Source organism: Pseudomonas sp. S2_C11 (assembly GCF_054668395.1).
Genome location: NZ_CP162765.1, coordinates 3594879 through 3615318 on the forward strand (window position 1 = coordinate 3594879; position 20440 = coordinate 3615318).

The 20440-nt window shown below is 61.6% G+C and carries 22 protein-coding genes and 1 riboswitch; of the genes, 5 read left to right on the top strand and 17 right to left on the bottom strand.

The annotated features are described in order from the left end of the window. Positions 1 to 303 precede the first annotated feature (303 nt). Together AB4N48_RS16205 and AB4N48_RS16210 are read right to left on the bottom strand one after the other, a co-directional pair. On the bottom strand, positions 304 to 1668 hold the full coding sequence (locus AB4N48_RS16205) for a DNA recombination protein RmuC (protein WP_163012219.1): 1365 nt from the start codon (positions 1666 to 1668) through the stop codon (positions 304 to 306). 175 nt (positions 1669 to 1843) lie between these two features. After that, on the bottom strand, positions 1844 to 2167 hold the full coding sequence (locus AB4N48_RS16210; protein ID WP_024012181.1) for an SEL1-like repeat protein: 324 nt from the start codon (positions 2165 to 2167) through the stop codon (positions 1844 to 1846). 909 nt (positions 2168 to 3076) lie between these two features. Between AB4N48_RS16210 and AB4N48_RS16215 the strand changes: the two genes are divergently transcribed. The 3 genes from AB4N48_RS16215 (at position 3077) to AB4N48_RS16225 (ending at position 5473) form a co-directional block, all read left to right on the top strand. Next, positions 3077 to 3301, top strand: a complete 225-nt coding sequence (locus tag AB4N48_RS16215) for a hypothetical protein (RefSeq protein ID WP_016773719.1) — start codon at positions 3077 to 3079, stop codon at positions 3299 to 3301. Between the two features lie 271 nt (positions 3302 to 3572). Then, on the top strand, positions 3573 to 4055 hold the full coding sequence (locus tag AB4N48_RS16220; protein ID WP_041479533.1) for a hypothetical protein: 483 nt from the start codon (positions 3573 to 3575) through the stop codon (positions 4053 to 4055). A 146-nt stretch (positions 4056 to 4201) separates the two neighbouring features. Further along, positions 4202 to 5473, top strand: a complete 1272-nt coding sequence (locus tag AB4N48_RS16225) for an OmpP1/FadL family transporter (protein ID WP_056783953.1) — start codon at positions 4202 to 4204, stop codon at positions 5471 to 5473. Between the two features lie 211 nt (positions 5474 to 5684). On the opposite strand, the gene AB4N48_RS16230 is transcribed toward AB4N48_RS16225, so the two are convergent. The 14 genes from AB4N48_RS16230 to cobO all read right to left on the bottom strand — a co-directional run bounded on the left by AB4N48_RS16230 (position 5685) and on the right by cobO (position 17224). Continuing rightward, the gene (locus AB4N48_RS16230) at positions 5685 to 6245 is read right to left on the bottom strand and encodes a glutathione peroxidase (RefSeq protein ID WP_041479535.1); all 561 of its coding nucleotides are present in this window, start codon (positions 6243 to 6245) and stop codon (positions 5685 to 5687) included. Between the two features lie 54 nt (positions 6246 to 6299). Further along, a complete protein-coding gene (locus AB4N48_RS16235; RefSeq protein ID WP_256584315.1) occupies positions 6300 to 6422 on the bottom strand; it encodes a hypothetical protein in 123 nt (40 codons plus the stop codon). Continuing rightward, positions 6419 to 7627: an MFS transporter gene (locus tag AB4N48_RS16240; RefSeq protein WP_056783951.1), complete on the bottom strand. Its 1209-nt coding sequence runs from the start codon at positions 7625 to 7627 to the stop codon at positions 6419 to 6421. The genes AB4N48_RS16235 and AB4N48_RS16240 overlap by 4 nt, the downstream gene beginning before the upstream one ends. A 52-nt stretch (positions 7628 to 7679) precedes the next feature. Then, positions 7680 to 8084, bottom strand: a complete 405-nt coding sequence (locus AB4N48_RS16245) for a MarR family winged helix-turn-helix transcriptional regulator (protein ID WP_016773714.1) — start codon at positions 8082 to 8084, stop codon at positions 7680 to 7682. A 174-nt stretch (positions 8085 to 8258) separates the two neighbouring features. Next, positions 8259 to 8981, bottom strand: coding sequence for an adenosylcobinamide-GDP ribazoletransferase (locus AB4N48_RS16250; RefSeq protein ID WP_460093952.1), 723 nt, complete (start codon positions 8979 to 8981; stop codon positions 8259 to 8261). A gap of 1 nt (position 8982) precedes the next feature. Next, positions 8983 to 9558: an alpha-ribazole phosphatase family protein gene (gene cobC, locus AB4N48_RS16255; RefSeq protein ID WP_076566721.1), complete on the bottom strand. Its 576-nt coding sequence runs from the start codon at positions 9556 to 9558 to the stop codon at positions 8983 to 8985. After that, a complete protein-coding gene (gene cobT, locus AB4N48_RS16260; RefSeq protein ID WP_460093953.1) occupies positions 9555 to 10610 on the bottom strand; it encodes a nicotinate-nucleotide--dimethylbenzimidazole phosphoribosyltransferase in 1056 nt (351 codons plus the stop codon). The genes cobC and cobT overlap by 4 nt, the downstream gene beginning before the upstream one ends. Continuing rightward, positions 10607 to 11128, bottom strand: coding sequence for a bifunctional adenosylcobinamide kinase/adenosylcobinamide-phosphate guanylyltransferase (gene cobU, locus AB4N48_RS16265; RefSeq protein WP_039763697.1), 522 nt, complete (start codon positions 11126 to 11128; stop codon positions 10607 to 10609). The genes cobT and cobU overlap by 4 nt, the downstream gene beginning before the upstream one ends. Positions 11129 to 11248: 120 nt before the next feature. Beyond that, positions 11249 to 12700 carry a cobyric acid synthase gene (locus AB4N48_RS16270; protein ID WP_460093955.1) on the bottom strand — a complete coding sequence of 484 codons (1452 nt, stop codon included), beginning with the start codon at positions 12698 to 12700 and terminating at the stop codon, positions 11249 to 11251. Then, positions 12697 to 13689 carry a threonine-phosphate decarboxylase CobD gene (gene cobD, locus AB4N48_RS16275; protein WP_150636724.1) on the bottom strand — a complete coding sequence of 331 codons (993 nt, stop codon included), beginning with the start codon at positions 13687 to 13689 and terminating at the stop codon, positions 12697 to 12699. Before cobD ends, AB4N48_RS16270 begins: the two co-directional genes overlap by 4 nt. Continuing rightward, complete coding sequence (cbiB, locus tag AB4N48_RS16280; protein WP_041479543.1) at positions 13682 to 14590, bottom strand: adenosylcobinamide-phosphate synthase CbiB; 909 nt, start codon at positions 14588 to 14590, stop codon at positions 13682 to 13684. Before cbiB ends, cobD begins: the two co-directional genes overlap by 8 nt. After that, on the bottom strand, positions 14587 to 15237 hold the full coding sequence (gene bluB, locus AB4N48_RS16285) for a 5,6-dimethylbenzimidazole synthase (protein WP_460093956.1): 651 nt from the start codon (positions 15235 to 15237) through the stop codon (positions 14587 to 14589). The genes cbiB and bluB overlap by 4 nt, the downstream gene beginning before the upstream one ends. Next, positions 15234 to 16616: a cobyrinate a,c-diamide synthase gene (locus AB4N48_RS16290; RefSeq protein WP_460093957.1), complete on the bottom strand. Its 1383-nt coding sequence runs from the start codon at positions 16614 to 16616 to the stop codon at positions 15234 to 15236. The genes bluB and AB4N48_RS16290 overlap by 4 nt, the downstream gene beginning before the upstream one ends. Further along, positions 16613 to 17224, bottom strand: coding sequence for a cob(I)yrinic acid a,c-diamide adenosyltransferase (cobO, locus tag AB4N48_RS16295; RefSeq protein ID WP_016773703.1), 612 nt, complete (start codon positions 17222 to 17224; stop codon positions 16613 to 16615). Before cobO ends, AB4N48_RS16290 begins: the two co-directional genes overlap by 4 nt. 82 nt (positions 17225 to 17306) lie before the next feature. Further along, positions 17307 to 17536: riboswitch (cobalamin riboswitch) on the bottom strand. Between the two features lie 162 nt (positions 17537 to 17698). Here cobO and AB4N48_RS16300 point away from each other — a divergent pair. Continuing rightward, complete coding sequence (locus AB4N48_RS16300; RefSeq protein WP_457263926.1) at positions 17699 to 18283, top strand: hypothetical protein; 585 nt, start codon at positions 17699 to 17701, stop codon at positions 18281 to 18283. Positions 18284 to 18349: 66 nt separating this feature from the next. Beyond that, positions 18350 to 19663, top strand: coding sequence for a PQQ-dependent sugar dehydrogenase (locus AB4N48_RS16305; RefSeq protein ID WP_460093958.1), 1314 nt, complete (start codon positions 18350 to 18352; stop codon positions 19661 to 19663). Positions 19664 to 19790: 127 nt separating this feature from the next. Here the strand turns inward: AB4N48_RS16305 and AB4N48_RS16310 are convergent, their stop codons facing one another. Continuing rightward, a complete protein-coding gene (locus tag AB4N48_RS16310; protein WP_041479547.1) occupies positions 19791 to 20327 on the bottom strand; it encodes a C40 family peptidase in 537 nt (178 codons plus the stop codon). Positions 20328 to 20440 lie beyond the last annotated feature (113 nt).

The following is a 20440-nucleotide window of genomic DNA, read 5'->3' on the forward strand; positions in this document are numbered from 1 at the left end:
TGATCTTGATCCACCGGCGACGTCGGAAGGCTGAGCGGAGGGATTGATCCGGGCGTGGGAGCGCAGCGACCGTCTGGCGCAGCCAGACACAGCGGAAGGAGGTGCAGCGAAGCAAACCGTAGCCGCTGCGCCCGGATCGATCCCGCAGCGAAGGAACCCGAGCCTGCGAGGGCCGAACGTAGGAGCAAGCCTTTTGGGTTACCTTTTTGGCGTTTGAAAAAGGTGACTCGCCGTAAGGGCGAAACCGCCAGCCGCCATCACCGCAGCAACGGATATGCCCCCAAAATCAGCCCAAAACGACGCCTACTCAGGCAACTCAACCAACCCATCAACATCCGTCATCGCCCGCTCCAGCAAATCCGCCGGCAAGCTCTTGCTCGCCCGCGCACCGAGCAACTTCAACTGCTCACTGCGGCTGACCAGATTACCGCGCCCCTCTGTCAGCTTGTTGCGCGCTGAGCTGTAAGCCTTGTCCAGTTGCTGCAGACGATTGCCCACTTCGTCCAGATCCTGAATAAACAACACGAACTTGTCGTACAGCCAACCCGCCCGCTCAGCGATTTCCCGGGCATTCTGGCTCTGCCGTTCCTGCTTCCACAGACTGTCAATCACCCGCAGCGTGGCCAACAGCGTAGTCGGACTGACGATCACGATATTGCGGTCGAAAGCATCCTGAAACAGCGAAGGCTCAGCCTGCAACGCAGCGGAAAATGCCGCTTCGATCGGTACGAACAACAAAACGAAATCGAGGCTGTGCAGGCCTTCCAGACGCTTGTAATCCTTGCCGGCCAAACCTTTGACATGATTGCGCAGCGACAATACATGCTGCTTGATCGCGATCTGTCCGAGGGTGTCGTCATCGGCCGCAACATATTGTTGATAGGCCGTGAGGCTGACTTTCGAGTCGACCACGACTTGCTTGTCGCCGGGCAGATAAATGATCACATCGGGCTGGAAGCGTTCACCGTCCGGGCCTTTGAGATTGACCTGGGTCTGGTACTCGCGGCCCTTCTCCAGACCTGCATGCTCAAGAACGCGCTCGAGGATCAGTTCGCCCCAATTGCCTTGGGTTTTCTGGCCCTTGAGCGCGCGAGTCAGGTTGGTCGCTTCGTCGCTCAGGCGCAGGTTCAACGCCTGCAAACGCTCCAGCTCCTTGGCCAGCGAGAAGCGCTCGCGGGCTTCGGCCTGATAGCTTTCTTCCACGCGTTTTTCAAAGGACTGGATGCGTTCTTTCAACGGATCGAGTAACTGCCCGAGCCGCTGCTGGCTGGTTTCGGCAAAGCGCTGCTCACGCTCATCGAAGATCTTGCCGGCCAGCTCGGCGAACTGCGCACGCAGCTCATCACGCGAGCCTTGCAGGTCGTTGAGACGTTGTTGATGGCTTTCCTGTTGTTCGCGCAGTTCGGCACTCAGCGAGGCAGCGTGGGCGTCGAGGCGGCGCAACTCAGCGTCCTTGTTGGCGCGTTCGAGGTTCCAGGCGTGGGAGGCATCGCGGGCGTCATCGCGCTCGATCTGCAGCAATTCGACTTCGCGGCGCAGGGCGGCGAGGTCTGCCTGTTTGGCGGCATTGGCCTGGCCGAGATCGGCGATTTCATCGCGGCTCGCTTCAAGCTGCGCGGTGAGGCCGTCCTGGGCCAGTTGCGCCATCGCCAGGCGCTCCTCGAGCAAGGCCAGATCGGCCTGGGCATTGCTGGCCCGGCGTTGCAGTTGCCAGGCCAGCGCCAGCAGCGGCACCCCTGCTGCCGCAAGACCAAGCAATATGCTGGTCAAGTCCATAGCCATAGCGACTCCTGCCAATCGGATAAAGCCTGAAGGTTAACCAAGGTGTCTGGGCTTGGACAGCTCAGTCTTCGATCAGACCGAGTTCCTGCTGTGCGCGACGGTCACCGGCGCGGGCGGCCTGACGCAGCAGCTCCTGACCGATACGCCGGTCACGGGCATTGCCGCACTCACGGCAGATCAATTGGCCGAGACGGCTTTGCGCAGCGACTACACCTTCACGGGCCGGTTGCTTGAGCAGGCGGCCCGCGAGGTGTTTGGCGCTGGGGCTGTCGCTCAGGCGCGGCGCATCGAGCAGCCACTCAGCCACACGTACGGAAAAACGCTTGGGAGCGGTAACAGAGGTCGGATTGGAGGTAACAGAGTCTGATACTGAGCGAAACTTCATAAAGCACTGCGGGACAGATCGGAAGGCGCGCCACTTTACTCTCTTTTTCTTACAGGTAAAGTCGAAAAAAACCCGGCACGCCCGTCCTAGAGCAAGCGCTAGGGACAATCCACAGAAGCTGTGGATAAGTCAGTGGACAACCGCTCTGTGATCCTCGCAAAGCCTTATGGAATGGGGCTCGCAGTCAAACTGACGATTTTTTCACCAACAAAAAAAGACGATATTTTTCATTGACTTAAACTTTTGATACAGGCAGCGACTGGAGTCAGGATCGATGTGACAGTTGCGTTACGCTTTGCGCAACTAATGTGCACAAGTACCTGTGCGCCGGTTATATGCGTGCGCTTTTTGGGGTCATTTTGCGCAGCTGCGAACGACCGAAAGGCTCTGCGAAAAGCATGCACGCCGACGGACGGTGTGACACGACCATTCCGTGCGAAGCTTTTTTCGTCATGGGGTTTGCTTCGCCCGAACGGATCCGTTACTATCCGCGGCGTTAGTACCAAGCTGAAAGTCAATTCCGGTCGAACATCTCCCACGGTCAACTTCCAACAGGAAGACACTGCCGAAAAAAGCGGGAACGACCCCTCGATGGTTTCCAGGTAACTCTTGCGACGACGCTGCCTTTGAACGAAAGCAAAGGGCGTTGCGAAGAACACTTACTCTGACCGAACCAACCTGCAAATTGATCAGGATCTTCACCCCGGGCCCAGAACCTTTGCCCTCGCTGTGATGCCTGTCCTCCTAAGTACCTACCTGCCAGCCCAAGCGCGCTCACTTATCAGCGCTTCAAACTGGCTGCTTTGTTCCAGTCGGGTTCTTCGTTCGATCAATGGTGATCAACGTTACTGGAACGTTTTAACGTTGCACGGTTCTTATCCGTGTCATTTGTAGGAACACCTAATAACTATGTCTACTCAAATCCAGACTCAGGATGCCATTCGCACCCTAACCAACGCTTTTGCTCCAATGAACTGCCTGATCATGGCCGCTCGCAAAGGCTGCTTCAGCTTCACCGTAGTCAATGAACACGGTATCGCTCGTCACAGCGAGCGTCTGTACCCCGATCAATACTCCAGCGCCGAACCGCTGCAGGCCGTGATCGAGCGTACCCGTCAGGCACTGGTTGCCTGAAAGCCGGACAGGCTGCGAAAGCAAAGCCCTGCTGAAAAGCGGGGCTTTTTATTGCCTGATATTTCACTTTTAGCGCAACGCTTCTAAGCATGTTCCGATCTAACGCCCGGTATGCGATGGCGGAAATATTTTAAAAACAGTCCTTTACACGCTGAATATGACACTACACTTCAACTCAAGCGGCTTGACCCGCTTGCGGCGAGCCTGATTCGATCCACTGCTGCCAAAGCCCCTTCAGGACTCGCCCTCAACAACAAGAACCGAGGGTGTTATGGGTATCGCTGCCAGCGAACTGTGCCGCTATGTGATCCGTCCCACATTGATCTATCTGGGACGCCACTGCGCAACCGCCGAATCCCTGCTGCTGGGTATCGCTGCCAGCCAATCCGCCCTCGGCTCTGCCCTGCACGACCGCCGTGGCCACGGCCTCTACCGGATTGCCGAGCATCGGCATCAGGCGCTCTGGGACGATTATCTGGCGCTCGACCCGGAGCGCGCCAGCCTGGTGCGCGGCCTCGCCAGTCAGCATGCATTCCTCAGCGGTCCGCATCTGGAACTGACCGTGAACCTGCGTTACGCCACGGCCATCGCCTGGCTGCTGGTGGAAGAACAGAACCCCACCCTCCCCGCTCCGACCGATCTGCTCGGCATGGCGCGTATCTGGCGCCAGACCTTTCAACCGCAAGGCCGTTTGCGCGACTTTACCTGCGCTTGGCAAACCTGTGTTTCACCGTTGAATCAGGTCGCTTGCTGACCGGGCGGTTTCACAAGTTCTCGCAACAAGTCGCCATTTTGGTCGGATTGTCCTACAAAACCGCTCTAACTCAAGGCTTACAAGCTATAGCGCTGGGACGAAAATGTTGGTAATTTTCGCCCCGGTGATCACCAGGAGTTCTAATAATGAAAAAAGTCATGCTCAAAACCACCCTTAGCCTCGCCGTTACCCTTGCCTCCACACAAATCTTCGCGGCAGGTTTTGCCCTCAACGAACAAAGCATCAGTGGGATGGGGACTGGTTTTGCCGGGCGATCTTCTTCTGCCGACGACGCAAGCACTGTTTATGGCAACCCGGCCGGCATGGCGCGCATCAAGCGCGAACAAGTCACCGGCGGCGTCGCCCTGGTCGACGCGCATACCGATATCAGCGATACCAGCTCCAGCCCTAATGGCGGCAGCAACAAGGGCGACATGGTGCCCCTCACTGCCGTACCGATGGGCTTCTATGTAAAACCGATCGATGATCACTGGGCATTCGGCCTCGGTGTGTACGTACCGTTCGGTCTGATCACGGATTACGAAAACGGCTTCGCCGGTCGTTACTTCGGCAGCAAGTCCGAAGTGCAAGTCATCACTTTCCAGCCAACCGTCAGCTACGCCTTCAACGACAAGGTGTCGATCGGTTTCGGCCCGACCATCAACCGCATCGACGGCTCGCTGGAATCCAACCTGTCGATCACCCAGGCACTGCCGGACGGCAAGGTCAAGATCAAGGGTGACGACACCGCGCTGGGCTACAACGTCGGCTTGCTGGTCCAGGCCACCGACACCACCCGTGTCGGCCTGACCTATCACTCCAAGGTCGACTACAAGCTCGAAGGCGACACCAAGGTCAACTACAACGCTCTGGCGCTGGTGGGCGTTGGCGCCAACCAGAAGTACGACGCTTCGTTGAAGATCACCACGCCGGAATCCGTGGACCTGTCGGTCACCCAGGCGATCAACGATCGCTGGAACGTCTACGCCGGCACCACCTGGACCCGCTGGAGCCAACTGGACAAGATCACCGTGAAGAACTCCGGCGTGCAGCCTCTGCTGGCCGGTCAGTTCGGTTCGATCAACGAAGACCAGAACTGGCATGACTCCTGGGCCTATGCCGTGGGTACCTCGTACCAGTTGAACAAGGAATGGGTACTGCGTACCGGTCTGACCTTCGACCAGTCGCCAACCAATAACGAAGACCGCTCGCCGCGTATCCCGACTGGCGACCGCACCATCTTCAGTATCGGTGCCGGCTGGAGCCCGACCGACGACCTGACCATCGACGTCGCGTACTCGTACCTCAAAGAAGAGTCGGTCAACATCCGCAACGAAAACGCGCGCGGCCAGACTTACGATGCCAAGTATGAAAACTCGGCAAACGGCTTCGGTGTCGGCGCGACATACCGCTTCTGATGCACCGTGGCGAGGCTAAACCCTCGTCCACGAAAAAGCCCCGCTCTCTTTACAGAGGCGGGGCTTTTTCATGCCTGGGCATCGAACAAACCGGTAGGAGCTGACGAGTGCAACGAGGCTGCGATCTTTTGATCTTGAATTCGAGGATCAAAAGATCGCAGCCTCGTTGCACTCGTCAGCTCCTACAGGATCATCACAAGGCTTCAGGGCTTCAGGGCTTCAGCGGTTTGGAGGCAATTGCCTTTTCGATCGCCGCAATAAATTCCGGATCATCCGGTTTGGTCAAACTGGAAAAACTCGCCACGACCTTGCCCTGCCGGTCGACCACATACTTGTAGAAGTTCCACTTCGGCGCATTGCTCTGCGCGGCCAGCACCTGAAACAGATGCGTGGCGTCATCGCCGCGGACCTTCTGCGGCTCGGTCATGTTGAAGGTCACGCCATAATTGGCGTAGCAGACCTTGGCGGTTTCCGCGCTGTCCTTGGACTCCTGCTTGAAGTCATTCGACGGCACGCCAAGCATTTCCAGCCCCTGATCCTTATAGCGCTTGTTCAGCGCCTCGAGGCCTTCGAACTGCGGGGCGAAACCGCAGAAGCTGGCGGTATTGACCACCACCAGCGGTTTGTCGGCGTACTGCTTGCACAGATCGATGGATTCCTTGGCGCGCAGCTTGGGCAGCGAGCCTTGCAGCAGCTCAGGACAGTCGGCGGCCTGGGCCAGGCCAGTCAACGCCATCAGCAACGCGGGAACAGCACACCAGCGCATCAACATGTCGAACTTCCTTGGGCAGTCATCAGGCTTCGACGTTACTCGCCACGCTGCGATCTAGCAAATGCTCATGCCCAACTGCATCAGCGCCAGACCGCCGCGTTGCCAGCCCCACCACACCAGCGCCAACAGCGCTGCAGCCAGTGCGGTCAGCGCGAATCGCGCGCAGATCCGGCTCATGCTGCGCTCGCCGCGGCTTGCAGGCGCGCCACCGGACGCTCGCGCACCGGCCAGTTCAACGCCGCCGCGAGCAGGCTCAAGAGAACCGCCACTTGCCAGATCAAGTCATAACTCCCGGTTCGGTCGTACACCACCCCGCCCAGCCAGCCGCCAAGGAACGAACCGAGCTGATGGAACAGAAAGACGATGCCACCGAGCATGGACAAATTGCGCACACCGAACAAAGTCGCCACCGTACCGTTGGTCAACGGCACCGTCGACAGCCACAGAAAGCCCATGGCCATGCCGAACAGATACGCTGTGGTGGTGGTCACCGGCAACCACAGGAACAGCACGATCACCACCGCGCGCAGTAGATACAACGCCGTCAGCAGACGCGGTTTGGACATGCGGCCACCGAGCCAACCAGCGGTGTAAGTGCCGAAAATGTTGAACAGCCCGATCAATGCCAGCACCGTGGTGCCGACGCTCGCTGGCAGATGCTGATCGACCAGATACGCCGGCAAGTGCACGCCAATGAACACCACTTGAAACCCGCAGACAAAAAAGCCGAACGCCAACAGCCAGAATCCCGAATGCGAGCAGGCCTCACGCAGCGCTTCGGAGAGGGTTTGTTCGTGGCCGAGAACCGGCAGTGGCTTGTCTTTTAACATGCTCACCAGCGGCACGATCATCGCCACCAGCAGGCCCAGCACCAACAGCGCGGCCGACCAGCCGAGCCAGCCGATCAGGCCCAGCGTGCCCGGCAACATCGCAAACTGGCCGAAAGAACCGGCGGCGCTGGCGATACCCATGCCCATGCTGCGTTTCTCTGGCGGCACAGCGCGACCCACAACACCAAGAATGACCGAAAACGAAGTGCCCGAAAGACCGATACCGATCAGCAGACCGGCACTGAGTGACAGAGTCACTGCCGAATCAGACAGGCCCATGCACACCAGGCCCGCCGCGTAGAGGATCCCACCGACCAGCACCACTTTCGCCGCGCCGAAGCGGTCAGCCAGCGCGCCGGTGAACGGCTGCGCCAGGCCCCAGATCAGGTTTTGCAGGGCGATGGCGAAGGCAAACACTTCGCGGCCCCAGCCGAACTGCGCGCTCATCGGCGACAGGAACAGACCGAACCCGTGGCGCACGCCCAATGACAACGCCAGGATCAGCGCACTCCCCAGCAACACCCAACCGCACGTACGCCACATCGATGTCATTGTTATTCTCCAGTCGCGGGTATATACCCGCTTGAGCGCGAAAAAACCGCCGTCAGGCCAGTTCGTCGAGCAGTTTGAGCAAGGTTTCGCGCTTCTCGGCACCGAGACGGTCGATCAGTCGCTGTTGCGCCGCTTCCCACGCCGGCAGTGCCGCTGCCAGCCGCTGCACGCCGGTTTCAGTGAGGCGCACGATGCGGTTGCGCATGTCCTCGCCTTCGGCCAGCGCCACCAGACCTTCGCCCTCCAGCACACGTAGATTGCGTCCGAGCGTGCTGCGATCCAGGCCCATGGCCTCAGCCAGTTCGGAAATGCTCGGTTGCTCCAGCCGCTGCAGATTGCACAGCAGAGAATACTGGGCAACGTTGATCCCGAAGCCATCGAGAGCGCCGTCGTAATGCCTGCTGACGCCACGCGCGGCGCGACGCAGGTTGGTGCACAAACACTGAGAAGGAAGCATGATGCGTGTATATACCCGCGAGTGTGTTAAATCAAGTTACAGATCAGTTTACTCTGAACATCATTGTTGCCGGTGAGGCCCCTTCGCGAGCAGGCTCGCTCCCACAGGGGATTGCATTTCGAAGGTGGGAGCGAGCCTGCTCGCGAAGGGGCCGGCATCATCTCCGCAAATCCTTCAGACCAAAGCGAGCCCCACCAACACCCCCATCTCCAGCAATTCCAGCATCGCCCCTGCCGTATCCCCGGTAGTCCCACCCAACCGCCGCATCATCAGTCGCCGCAGCCAGACAAACCCAACCAGCGAAATCAGCACCGCGCCGATACCCGCGATCAACACGCATCCCAGCGCACTCACCCCCAGCACCCACCACCCGGCCTTGCGCGGCAGATGATCGGCCAGCGCCTGACCCAAGCCACCCGCACGCACATACGGCGTAGTCAGAAACAACCCCAACAGCGCCGCCCGCCCGAGCACCGGGACGATGATCAGCGCCAGGGTATGCCCTTGCTCGATCAGCGCCAGCAGCGCGGCGAATTTCAGCAACAACACCAGCACCAGCGTGACCACCGCGATCGGCCCGCTGCGCGGATCTTTCATGATCGTCAGCGTACGTTCACGATCACCAAAACCGCCGAGCCAGGCATCGGCGCTGTCCGCCAAGCCATCGAGATGCAGCGCGCCGCTGAGCAATACCCACACGGTCAGCAACAGTGCCGCATGGAGCAACATCGGCGCGCTGGCCAACAACAGATTCAACGCATAGAGGATCAACCCGAACAGCAATCCCACCAGCGGATAAAACAGCAGCGAACGGCCAAGCTGTTGCGGCTCAGGCATGCCCGGCAGACGAATCGGCAGGCTGCTGAGAAACTGCAAGGCGATCCACAGCGGTAACATCTCAGTGACCTTCCTTGAGCGCGCCGTCCGCCGCGACGGTCAGCGCGAACAGCGCACCGTGGCCGACTTCGACATTGAGCAATTGTTCACGCGGCAGACCTCGTGCCTGCGCGAGCAACAAGCGCATCACCCCGCCGTGGCTGACCAGCAGAATTCGTTCGCCGGCGTAAGCCGCCTGCAACCGCGCGACCGCCGCCAACACCCGCGCGGAAAACGCGCTGACTGGCTCGCCTTGCGGCGGCGTGAAGCCATAGGGATCAGCCCAGAACAGCCCCAGCGCTTCGGCGTCCGTTTCCATCAACGCCGCCGCGCTCTGCCCTTCCCACGCGCCGAAATGCAGCTCTTGCAGATCCTTGTCCAGATGCACGGACAGGTTCAATTGCTCGCCGAGTTCAGCGGCGAAGCGCGCGCAGCGCTGCAATGGCGAACTGACAATTCGATCCCACGGCCCGCCGTCGACCACCGCTGCACGCATCTGCGTCCAGCCGTTTGCGGTCAGCGCATCGTCGAGGCTGCCGCGCAAGCCGCCGCCGAGTTCCGTTTCGCCGTGGCGCAGCAGATCCAGGCGCAGACTCATGCCGGGCGATCCGCCACGGCTGCTTCGGCGAACGTCGCCATTTGTCCGTGCAGGTCACAGGCCAGGCGCAACAACGGCACCGCCAACGCCGCGCCACTGCCCTCGCCAAGGCGCAGGTCGAGTTCCAGCAACGGTTCGGCGCTCAAGGTTTCCAGCACATGACGATGGCCCGGCTCGGCACCGCGATGGCCGAACAACAGCCACTCGCGACAGGCCGGATTCAAGCGCACCGCGACCAGCGCGGCGACAGTGCAGATGAAGCCGTCGACCAGCACCGCAATGCCTTCCTGCGCGCAGGCCAGATAGGCGCCGACCAACGCGGCAATCTCGAAACCGCCGAGATTGAACAGTGTCTGCAAGGCATCGCCACGCTGTGTGGCATGCAGCGCCAGCGCGCGTTCGATGACTTGCGCCTTGTGGCTGACGCCAGCGGCATTCAGCCCGGTACCGGGGCCGGTCAGGTGCGCTACCGGGCAATCGAGCAAGGCACAGGCCAGCGCACTGGCCGCCGTGGTGTTGCCGATGCCCATTTCGCCGCCGATAAATAACTGGGTGCCGGCGGCTTTCGCGCGCGATACGCTTTCGCGACCGGCCTGCAAGGCCGATTCGCCCTGCGCCTGAGTCATCGCTGCGCCCTGAGCGAAGTTCGCCGTTCCCGCGCCGATGTTCAGATGGCGCACGCCGGGCAGATTCAGCGTCGGATTCACCGTGCCCAGATCGACCACTTCCAGCTGCGCACCGAGCTGACGCGCCAGCACGCTGATCGCCGCGCCGCCGCTGACAAAGTTGAGCAGCATCTGCCCGGTAACTTCCTGCGGATAAGCCGATACGCCTTCGGCTACCACGCCATGGTCGCCAGCGAAAATCGCGATCCAGACTTGATCCAGCGTTGGCTTGAGCTGACCTTGCAGACCGGCCAGTTGCACGGCCACCGATTCAAGGCGGCCCAACGAACCGGCCGGTTTGGTCAGTTGCTGCTGGCGCTCGGTCGCTTGCGCGATGATGTCCGAGTTCACGGTTTTGCACGGGTTCAGCCACCAGGTTGGGCTCATAACGCAGGTCCTTTCAAAGTCAGGGGCAGGCCGGCAACAGTCAGGACAACTCGCTGACAACGCTCGGCCAGAGCTTGATGCAGCCAACCGGCTTCATCGACATAGCGGCGAGTCAATTCGCCCAGCGGCACGACACCCATTCCGGTCTCGTTGCTGACAAAGATGATTTCACCCGGCAACGACGCCAGGCAGTCGAGCAAGGCTTCACGCTCGGCGGCGAGACGTTCGGCGTCGTCGAGCATGAGCAGATTGGTCAGCCACAGGGTCAGGCAATCGACCAGCAGGCAGCGCTCGGCGCCGGCGGATTCGCGCAGCACGCGGGCCAGTTCCAGCGGCTCTTCGATCAACGCCCATTCAGCCGGGCGGCGTGCGCGGTGATGGGCGACGCGTTGATTCATTTCGCCGTCCAGCGGTTGGCTGGTGGCGATGTAGGTGACCGCCAGATGGCTGTCGCTGGCGAGTTTTTCCGCCAGACGACTCTTGCCGGAACGGGCGCCGCCGAGGATCAGTTGGAGCATGAGTTCATCCAAAAATGTGTGGTAAGGCAGCCGCCCCCTTCGCGAGCAGGCTCGCTCCCACGGTTGATCGCAGTTCCCTGTGGGAGCGAGCCTGCTCGCGAAGAGGCCAGTCCAGACAACTCAAATCCCGCAGAGCTGCCGCAACAGCCCGGTATCCAGATGCTTCTCCACCAGATCCGCCAGCCGCTCGATGTCGCGTTCGCGCAAGCCGTGGTAATCGACTTCCTGCACATCACTCAACCCGGCCCAGCGCAGCAACGCCGCGCTCGCCTCGGGGGATTCGAACAAGCCATGCAGATAGGTGCCGAACACCTGACCATCGGCACTTTGCGCACCATCGCAACGACCGTCGTCCAAATGTACCGCCGGGTTTTCCAGTGCCGGTCCGCTGGTTACGCCAGCATGAATTTCGTAACCGCTGACTGCGGCGCTTTCCAACGCCAGCCGCCCGCGCACGTTGCGCAATTGCTTCTCGGCTTCGAGTTGCGTTTCGAACGCCAGCAGCCCCAGACCGGCGCTGGAGCCGGCAGCGCCTTCCAGCCCAAGCGGATCGTGTACTTGCTCACCGAGCATCTGCAGACCGCCGCAAATCCCCAGCACCTTGCCGCCGTAGCGCAGATGCCGATTGATCGCCGCGTCCCAGCCGTTGGCGCGTAGATAAGCCAGATCACTGCGCACGCTTTTCGAGCCCGGCAGAATGATCAGATCGGCGGCGGGAATTGCCTGGCCCGGGCCGACAAATTGCAGATCCACCTGCGGATGCAGACGCAGCGGGTCGAAGTCGGTGTGATTGCTGATGCGCGGCAGCACCGGCACCACCACTTTCAATACCTGCTCGGCCTTGTCGGCCTGGCGTTGGTCGATGCCGTCCTCGGCCTCAAGGTGCAGGTCCATCACGTAGGGCAACACGCCGACCACCGGTTTGCCGGTGCGCTGCTCCAGCCAGTCGAGGCCCGGTTGCAACAAGGCGATATCGCCGCGAAAGCGGTTGATGATGAAGCCTTTGACCCTCGCCTGTTCGCTCGGCGAGAGCAATTCCAGCGTGCCGACCAAATGCGCAAACACGCCGCCGCGATTGATGTCGGCGATCAGCAAAACCGGGCAATCCACCGCCTCGGCAAAGCCCATGTTGGCAATGTCGCCGGCGCGCAGATTGATCTCCGCCGGCGAACCGGCGCCTTCGACCATTACCAACGAGTACGCAGCGCTGAGTCGCTCGTGCGAGGCGAGCACCGCTTGCATCGCGATGGCCTTGTAATCGTGATAGGCGACGGCGTTCATCGTCGTCACCGCGCGGCCATGAATGATCACTTGCGCGCCGGTGTCGCTGTTGGGCTTGAGCAGCACCGGGTTCATGTCTGTGTGCGGTTCAAGACCGGCCGCTTGCGCCTGCACTGCCTGCGCGCGGCCGATCTCGCCGCCGTCAGCGGTGACTGCGCTGTTGAGCGCCATGTTCTGCGGTTTGAACGGCACCACCGCCACGCCCTGGCGAGTGGCCCAGCGGCACAACGCGGTCACCAATGTGCTTTTGCCGGCATCGGACGTGGTGCCTTGCACCATCAGAGTGGTCATGGGTGGTCCTTGGCGAATGCTTGCAAAGCCTGTTCGAGACGCAGCTCTTGCGCGGCATCGGCTGGCAGGCCGAAACGCACGCTGCTGTTGTGGCTGAACAGGCGCAGGAGGATGCCGCGCCGGGCGAGGAATTCGTGCAGCGCTTCGGCGTGCTCGGTGATCAGCCACTGAAACAGCGCGCAGCCACCCTGCGGTGCAAAACCGCAACGGGTCAGCAGCGCCGCCAGCCGTTCGCTCGCTTCATCGCTACGAATCCGCTGACGGGTGTGACCCTCGGTGTCTTGCAGGCACGCCGTACCGAGTACCCGCGTCGGCCCGCTCACCGCCCACGGCCCGACCTGTTCGGCGAGCAGTTTGAGCAACTTGCGCTCAGCCAGAACGAAACCGAGGCGCACCCCGGCCAGACCGAAAAACTTGCCGAACGAACGCAACACCACCAGCCCGACCTGATGCGCATAGGGCGCCAGGCTCAGTTGCGGTGTGTTGTCCATGAATGCTTCGTCGACCACCAGCCAGCCGCCGCGTTGCGCCAGCCGCGCATGCCAGTCGAGCAGGCGTGCCGGGGTCAGGCTGAGGCCGGTCGGATTGTTCGGATTGACTACCACCAGCACATCGAGACTGTCGAGAAAGAACTCGACTTCCTGCTCGAGCACTTCACGGACGATGTAACCGCTGCGCCGCCAGGCTTCGGCATGCTCGGCATAGCACGGCGACAACACGCCGACCTTGCCGGCCCGGCGCAGACGCGGCAGCAACTGGATAGCCATTTGCGAGCCGGCGACCGGTAGCACCTGCGCGGCGCCGTAATAATCGCAGGCGGCCTGTTCCAGTCCGTCATCGGTTTCCGGCAAGCGCGCCCAGGCGCGTAGCGGGATCTCCGGGATCGGGAACGGCCATGGCGCGAGGCCGCTGGACAGGTCAAGCCAGTCGGCCTCGGCAATCCCGTAATCGAGTGCAGCCTTGCGCAGCCGGCCACCGTGCTCAAGCATAAAATTCCGCCCCCAGGCAAAGCATCAGCAGCCACAACCATACGCCGCGCTGGACCAATTGCCAGCCACGGTCAATGGAATCGGCATCCGCCGGCGCACCTTCGCCCAGTTGTGGGCGCTCATGCAGTTCGCCGTGATAGATCGCCGGTCCACCCAACTCGACGCCGAGCGCACCGGCACCGGCCGCCATCACCGGGCCGGCGTTAGGGCTGTCCCACTGCGGCGCCTGGGTGCGCCAGCACTTCAGCGCGAGGCGGGTTTTGCCGAGCAGCGCGTAGGTCAATGCCACCAGACGCGCAGGAATGTAGTTCAACACGTCGTCGATTTTCGCCGCCGCCCAGCCGAAACGTTCGAAGCGTTCGTTGCGATAACCCCACATCGCATCGAGGGTATTGCTCAAGCGATACAGAACCACGCCCGGGGCGCCGGCGACGACAAACCAGAACAGCGCAGCGAACACCGCATCGCTGCCGTTCTCCAGCACCGACTCAGTCGCGGCACGGGCCACGGCAGTGCTGTCGAGTTCATCGGTCTGGCGGCTGACCAGATAACCGACACGCTTGCGCGCCTCGTCCAGATCATCGGCGCGCAAAGCAGCCGCGACCGGTGCGACATGTTCGCCGAGGCTGCGCATGCCGAGGGCGCAATACAGCGCGAGAATCTCGACAATCCAGCCCACATAGGGCGCCCAGGAAAATGCGGTGGCGAGCAGAGTCAGCGGCAGCACCGCGAGCACCCACGCGGTCACACCATGGCTGCGCCAGCCACGGCCGCCGGCGTTGAAGCGTTGCTCGATGCGCCCGGCAAAATTGCCGAACGCCACCAGCGGATGCCAGCGTTTCGGTTCACCAAGCAGCGCATCCAGCGCTACTGCGGCGACACTCAGCAACGCCACACTCATTGATTCACTCCCCAATAATTTTCGTACAGCAACTCGTTGAGCGGCCGCGCCTGCGCCCAGCCTTCGAGCACCAACATCGGCGCCGGATAGAACTCCCTGACCGGGCCGAGACACAACACCGCCAGCGGCTTGGCACCGGCCGGCAACTTGAGCAAATCCGCCAGGGCTTGCGGTTCGAACAACGAAACCCAGCCCATGCCCAGGCCTTCGGCGCGGGAGGCCAGCCACAGATTCTGGATCGCGCAGGACAGCGAGGCCATGTCCATTTCCGGCAACGTGCGCCGACCGAAGATGTGTTTTTCGCGATCGTCCATCAGCGCTGCGACCAGCACTTCGGCGCAATCGTTGATGCCTTCGACCTTGAGCTGCATGAACTCATCGCTGCGCTCGCCAAGGGCTTCGGCAGTGCGGATGCGCTCTTCTTCCACCAGATCGCGGATCTGCCCGCGCAGAGCACGATCGCTGATGCGGATGAAGCGCCAGGGCTGCATCAGACCGACGCTCGGCGCTTGATGAGCGGCTTCGAGCAGACGACGCAGCAGTTGCGGCTCGACGCTGCCGCCGGTGAAGTGGCGCATGTCGCGGCGCTCGGCGATGGCCTTGTAGACCGCCGCGCGTTCGGCTTCGGAGAAGGTGTTGTCGGTCATGGCCCTTTCGCGAGCAGGCTCGCTCCCACAGGGTTCAGGTCATCCATTGTGGGAGCGAGCCTGCTCGCGAAGGCGGCCTCACGATCTGGCGCAAACAATGCGGCAATCGCAGTCGGATTCGACGGGAAATAAAAATGCACATAAGAAGCCGTCATCCGCCCCTCGCGATAAACCGCCTCGGCCCCACGCCCGCCATTAGGACTCACCCCCCGGGCAATCGGCGTCAGCTCTGTGGTGGTCAGGGAATGATGATAGGTATGCCCACGCAAGGAACCTTCCGGCAGCTCAACCGCCTGCAACGCCAGCGCCGCCAGACGCTTCTGCATCACCGCCTCGCCCTTGAGCAAACCGACCAGCTCAGCACGGGTGCCTTCCACGTCGGTCAGCGAATCAAGCAGATAAAGCATGCCGCCACACTCGGCGAGCAACGGCTTGCCCGCCGCATGGTGCGCGCGGATCGCCGCCAGCATTGAGGCGTTTTGCGCCAGCGCGACGTGATGCAGCTCTGGATAGCCGCCCGGCAGATACAGGCTGTCCGCCTCGGGCAATCGGGTGTCGCGAATCGGCGAGAAGAAGCGCAATTCGGCGCCCATCGCCCGCAGCAGATCGAGACTGGCGCCATAGGTGAAGGCAAAGGCTTCATCGCGGGCAACGGCGATGCGCACACCTTTTAATAGAGGCTCGGCGGCGATGACGTCAGGCCCGGCGAATTCAACGGCCGGTGGCAGCGCGACCTCGCAACTGCTGGCCAGCGCATCGGCGGCCGCGTCGAGGCGCAGATCCAGATCATTCAATTCGCTGGCCTGAACCAGGCCGAGGTGGCGGCTCGGCAATTCGATACCGGTTTCGCGGGACAGCGCACCGTACCAGCGCAGACCTTCGGTGAGGCTGCCTTCGAGTAATTGCGCATGGCGCAAGGTGCCGACGCGGTTGGCCAGCACGCCAGCGAACGGCAAGTCCGGCTGATACTTGGCCAGGCCCAGCGCCAAGGCGCCAAAGGTCTGCGCCATGGCGGTGCCATCGATCACGCCGAGCACCGGCACACCGAAGTGGCGCGCCAGATCAGCGCTGGATGGCGTGCCGTCGAAAAGGCCCATCACGCCCTCGATCAGAATCAGGTCAGCCTCGGCGGCGGCTTCCCACAACAGCCGGCGACTTTCCTGCTCGCCGACCATCCACATGTCCAGTTGATACACCGGCGCACCGCTCGCGCGCTCGAGGATCATCGGGTCGAGAAAGTCCGGACCGCATTTGAACACGCGCACCTTGCGCCCTTGGTTGCGATGCAAACGGGCGAGTGCGGCGGTGACGGTGGTCTTGCCCTGACCGGAGGCCGGCGCGGCGATCAACACCGCCGGGCAGTGACGTGGTTGCTTCAAAGTTCGACGCCTTTCTGCGCTTTGATCCCGGCCTGAAAGGCGTGCTTGAGCATGCCCATCTCGGTGACCGTGTCGCCCATCTCGATCATTTCCGGCTTGGCGCCGCGCCCGGTGACAACCACGTGCTGCATCGGCGGGCGCGCTTGCAGATCGCTGAGCACCTGATCGAGATCGAGGTAGCCGTGCTTGAGGGCGATGTTCAATTCATCGAGCACCACCAGACCGATCGAAGGGTCGCGCAACAATTCGCGCGAGACTTCCCAAGCGGCGGTCGCAGCGGCGATGTCGCGCTGACGATCCTGGGTTTCCCAGGTGAAGCCTTCGCCCATGACGTGGAAACGCACCTGCTCGGGGAAGCGGCGGAAAAACAATTCTTCGCCAGTGCTGTTGCGGCCCTTGATGAACTGCACCACGCCGCACTGCATGCCGTGGCCCATCGCGCGGGCGAGCATGCCGAATGCCGAGCTGCTCTTGCCTTTGCCGTTGCCGGTCAGCACCAGCACCAGGCCACATTCGTCGGGCGAGTTGGCAATGCGTTCGTCGATCACGGCCTTCTTGCGCTGCATGCGCGCCAGATGGCGTTCGTCACGCTCGGGGGAATCAGTCATGGGGGAGCTCTCCGTTGAGGCTGGATAACGGCGGGCAGGCAAAAGAATAGACGGCAAAAAGCCTGGCATCGCCCACCGTGATGCCGCTGAGATGGATCAGGCCGGTCTCCGGGCTCATGAGCGGCGTTTCGCCGGACTGCGCGCCTTCCCGCTTCTTTCGAGGCAGTGGCTCAAGGCGCAGTTTTCACTCATTTACCGTTGCGGGGGCAGCGCCGGGATCGTCGTGGCTTCGCTCGAAGACCACCCTCACCGGCTTCCCTGTTTCACTCTGTCGACGCTGGGCCACAGAGCACCTGAAACAAGCGGCGAAGGTTAGAGGGTTGGGGGTGGAGCGTCAATTGAAGAGGCGCTTTGCGCGCGAATAACTGCCGTTGATCCATTGTGCAGCGGCAATCTTGTGCCAGACTGCGACAAGTGATATCAAAGAGCCATGCTTTTCCCGAAAAGCCCACTACAACAATAAGGATGACGACGATGCAAGGCATGATCATCAGCAACCCGCGCCTGGAATTTCTGCGCCCGGTGCTGGAACGCTGGTTTGACTGTATCGATCGCTACAACACCGTACGCGGCGACAACGAAACGCCATATTGGCACGACGAGAAAGCCAATCTCGGCCTGCTCTCGGCAGCGGCGTGGATGGCTGAAATGGTCACGCTGAACGACACGGCCACGCGCAAACAGAACGAAGAAGGCGAACGCAATGCTCGCGCCGACCTGCTGATTGCCGGCGCCGAAGACCGCGCGTTCATTCAGGCCACGCAACGCTGGCCACGGGTCAACAACCTCAACCTGACCCAGGCACTGCTCGACGTCACCGCCGATGCCAAGCGCATCAGTTACGCCAGCGATCTCAAGCTCGGCTGCCTCTTTGTTGCTCCGCAAAAACCTCAGCACAGCGCCAGCCCCGAAGAATTGCAGGACATGGTAGACGACCTGCAAAAGGAACACACCTGCGCCGTGGCCTGGTATTTCCCCTACGCCTATCGCAAATTGCACAGCGACGCGGGCAACTATCATCCGGGCATCGCCATGCTGTTCAAGGAAGCCCGCGGTTGAGCAGTTGAACCATCGGGCCTGCGCCCTCCTCTATGTTTAGGAATGCATTCATAGGGAAGATCAGCAATGCGCAAGGCCCAACTCGCTCTTATCATCGCCGTCGCTGGCGGGCTCGCCGCCTGCGGTGAAACCTCCAGCCTGCAAGTCTCCGACGGCACCGGCCCGTCACCGAAACTGCCCGAACCGAACAAGACGCTGATCCCGACAGTCAACATCGCCCCGGCGGTGGGCTGGCCGGAAGGCGCGAAACCGACCGCAGCGGCCGGCACCCAGGTCGCCGCGTTTGCCGAAGGCCTTGATCACCCGCGCTGGCTCTACGTGCTGCCCAACGGCGATGTGCTGGTGGCGGAGACCAATGCGCCGCCCAAGCCCGATGACAGCAAAGGCATTCGTGGCTGGGTGATGAAGAAAGTCATGGGCAAGGCCGGCGCCGGCGTGCCCAGCCCGAACCGCATCACCCTGCTGCGTGATGCCGACCACGACGGCGTCGCAGAAACCCGCACGGTGTTCCTGCAGAACCTCAATTCGCCGTTTGGCATGACGCTGGTCGGCAACGATTTGTACGTTGCCGACACCGACCGCCTGCTGCGCTTCAACTACGAGCCGGGCGCCACCGAGATCAAGACCCAACCGATCAAAGTCGTCGACTTGCCCGGCGGCACGCTGAATCACCACTGGACCAAAAACGTCATCGCCAGCAAGGACGGCAACAAGCTCTACGTCACCGTCGGCTCGAACAGTAACGTCGGCGAAAACGGTCTGGATCAGGAAGAAGGCCGCGCGGCGATCTGGAAAGTGGATCGTGCGACCGGCAATCACCGGATCTTCGCCTCGGGTATCCGCAACCCCAACGGCCTCGCCTGGGAACCTACCAGCGGCGCATTGTGGACAGCAGTCAACGAGCGTGACGAAATCGGCAGCGATCTGGTGCCGGACTACATCACCTCGGTCAAGGACGGCGGCTTCTATGGCTGGCCGTTCAGCTACTACGGCCAGCACGTCGATGTGCGGGTCAAACCGCAGAATCCTGATCTGGTGGCCAAGGCCATCGCTCCGGATTACGCGGTCGGTCCGCACACCGCTTCGCTGGGCCTGACCTTCGCCGAGGGCAACCGCTTGCCGGCGCAATTCAAGGAAGGCGCATTCATTGGCCAACACGGCTCGTGGAACCGCAAACCGCACAGTGGCTACAAGGTGATTTTCGTACCGTTCACTGGCGGCAAACCGACCGGGCAGCCGGTGGATGTGCTGACCGGTTTCCTCGACAAGGACGACAATGCGCTGGGCCGCCCAGTTGGCGTGGTCATCGATCAGCAAGGTGGCTTGCTGGTGGCGGATGATGTGGGCAACAAGGTGTGGCGCGTTTCTGCCAGCAAGTAAGTTAAGCGCGAAGCAAAAAATGTGGGAGCGAGCCTGCTCGCGAAAGCGGTTTATCAGTTAAATCATTGTCAACTGACACTCCGCCTTCGCGAGCAGGCTCGCTCCCACATTTAGTTATGCATACGCACTAGGGGTTATGCGCCAGCTGCCCCGGCTGCAACACCCGCTTGGCGCTCAGATACGCCTTCTGCCAATACGCTTTCGACAGACTGTCGAGCTTGACCGTGCCGCCAGTGGCCGGTGCATGCACGAAGCGACCCTCGCCGACGTAAATCCCCGCATGACTGACCTGCGAGCCGCCATTGGTGGCGAAGAAAATCAGGTCGCCGGTTTGCAAGCCTTCCTTGCCGACATTCGGCGCCTGCATGACGATCATTTCGCGGGTCGAGCGTGGCAGCGAAATTCCCGCCGCGTCGCGGTAGACAAACCCGATCAGACCACTGCAATCAAAGCCCGAATCTGGCGTGTTGCCGCCCCAGCGATACGGCGTGCCAACCAGGCCGAGGGCGCGGAACAGCACGTCTTCAGCAACGGGGGAAAAAGCCTGGGAGGGAGCGAACACGATCGGCGCGCGAACCACGGGGGCTGGCGGCGGTGTACGGCTGGCGCAGGCGCTGAGCAGCGCGGCGCAAAGGATCAAGGTGAGGCGGGCCGACATCGTCATAAGCAGAACATCCTGATCTGGCTGCGGCTTTCTCTGCCGAATGGACAGAAACAAAACCGCCTGCGTCATCACGCAGGCGGTTTGCCATCAATATAGATTCAGGATTCTAGCGG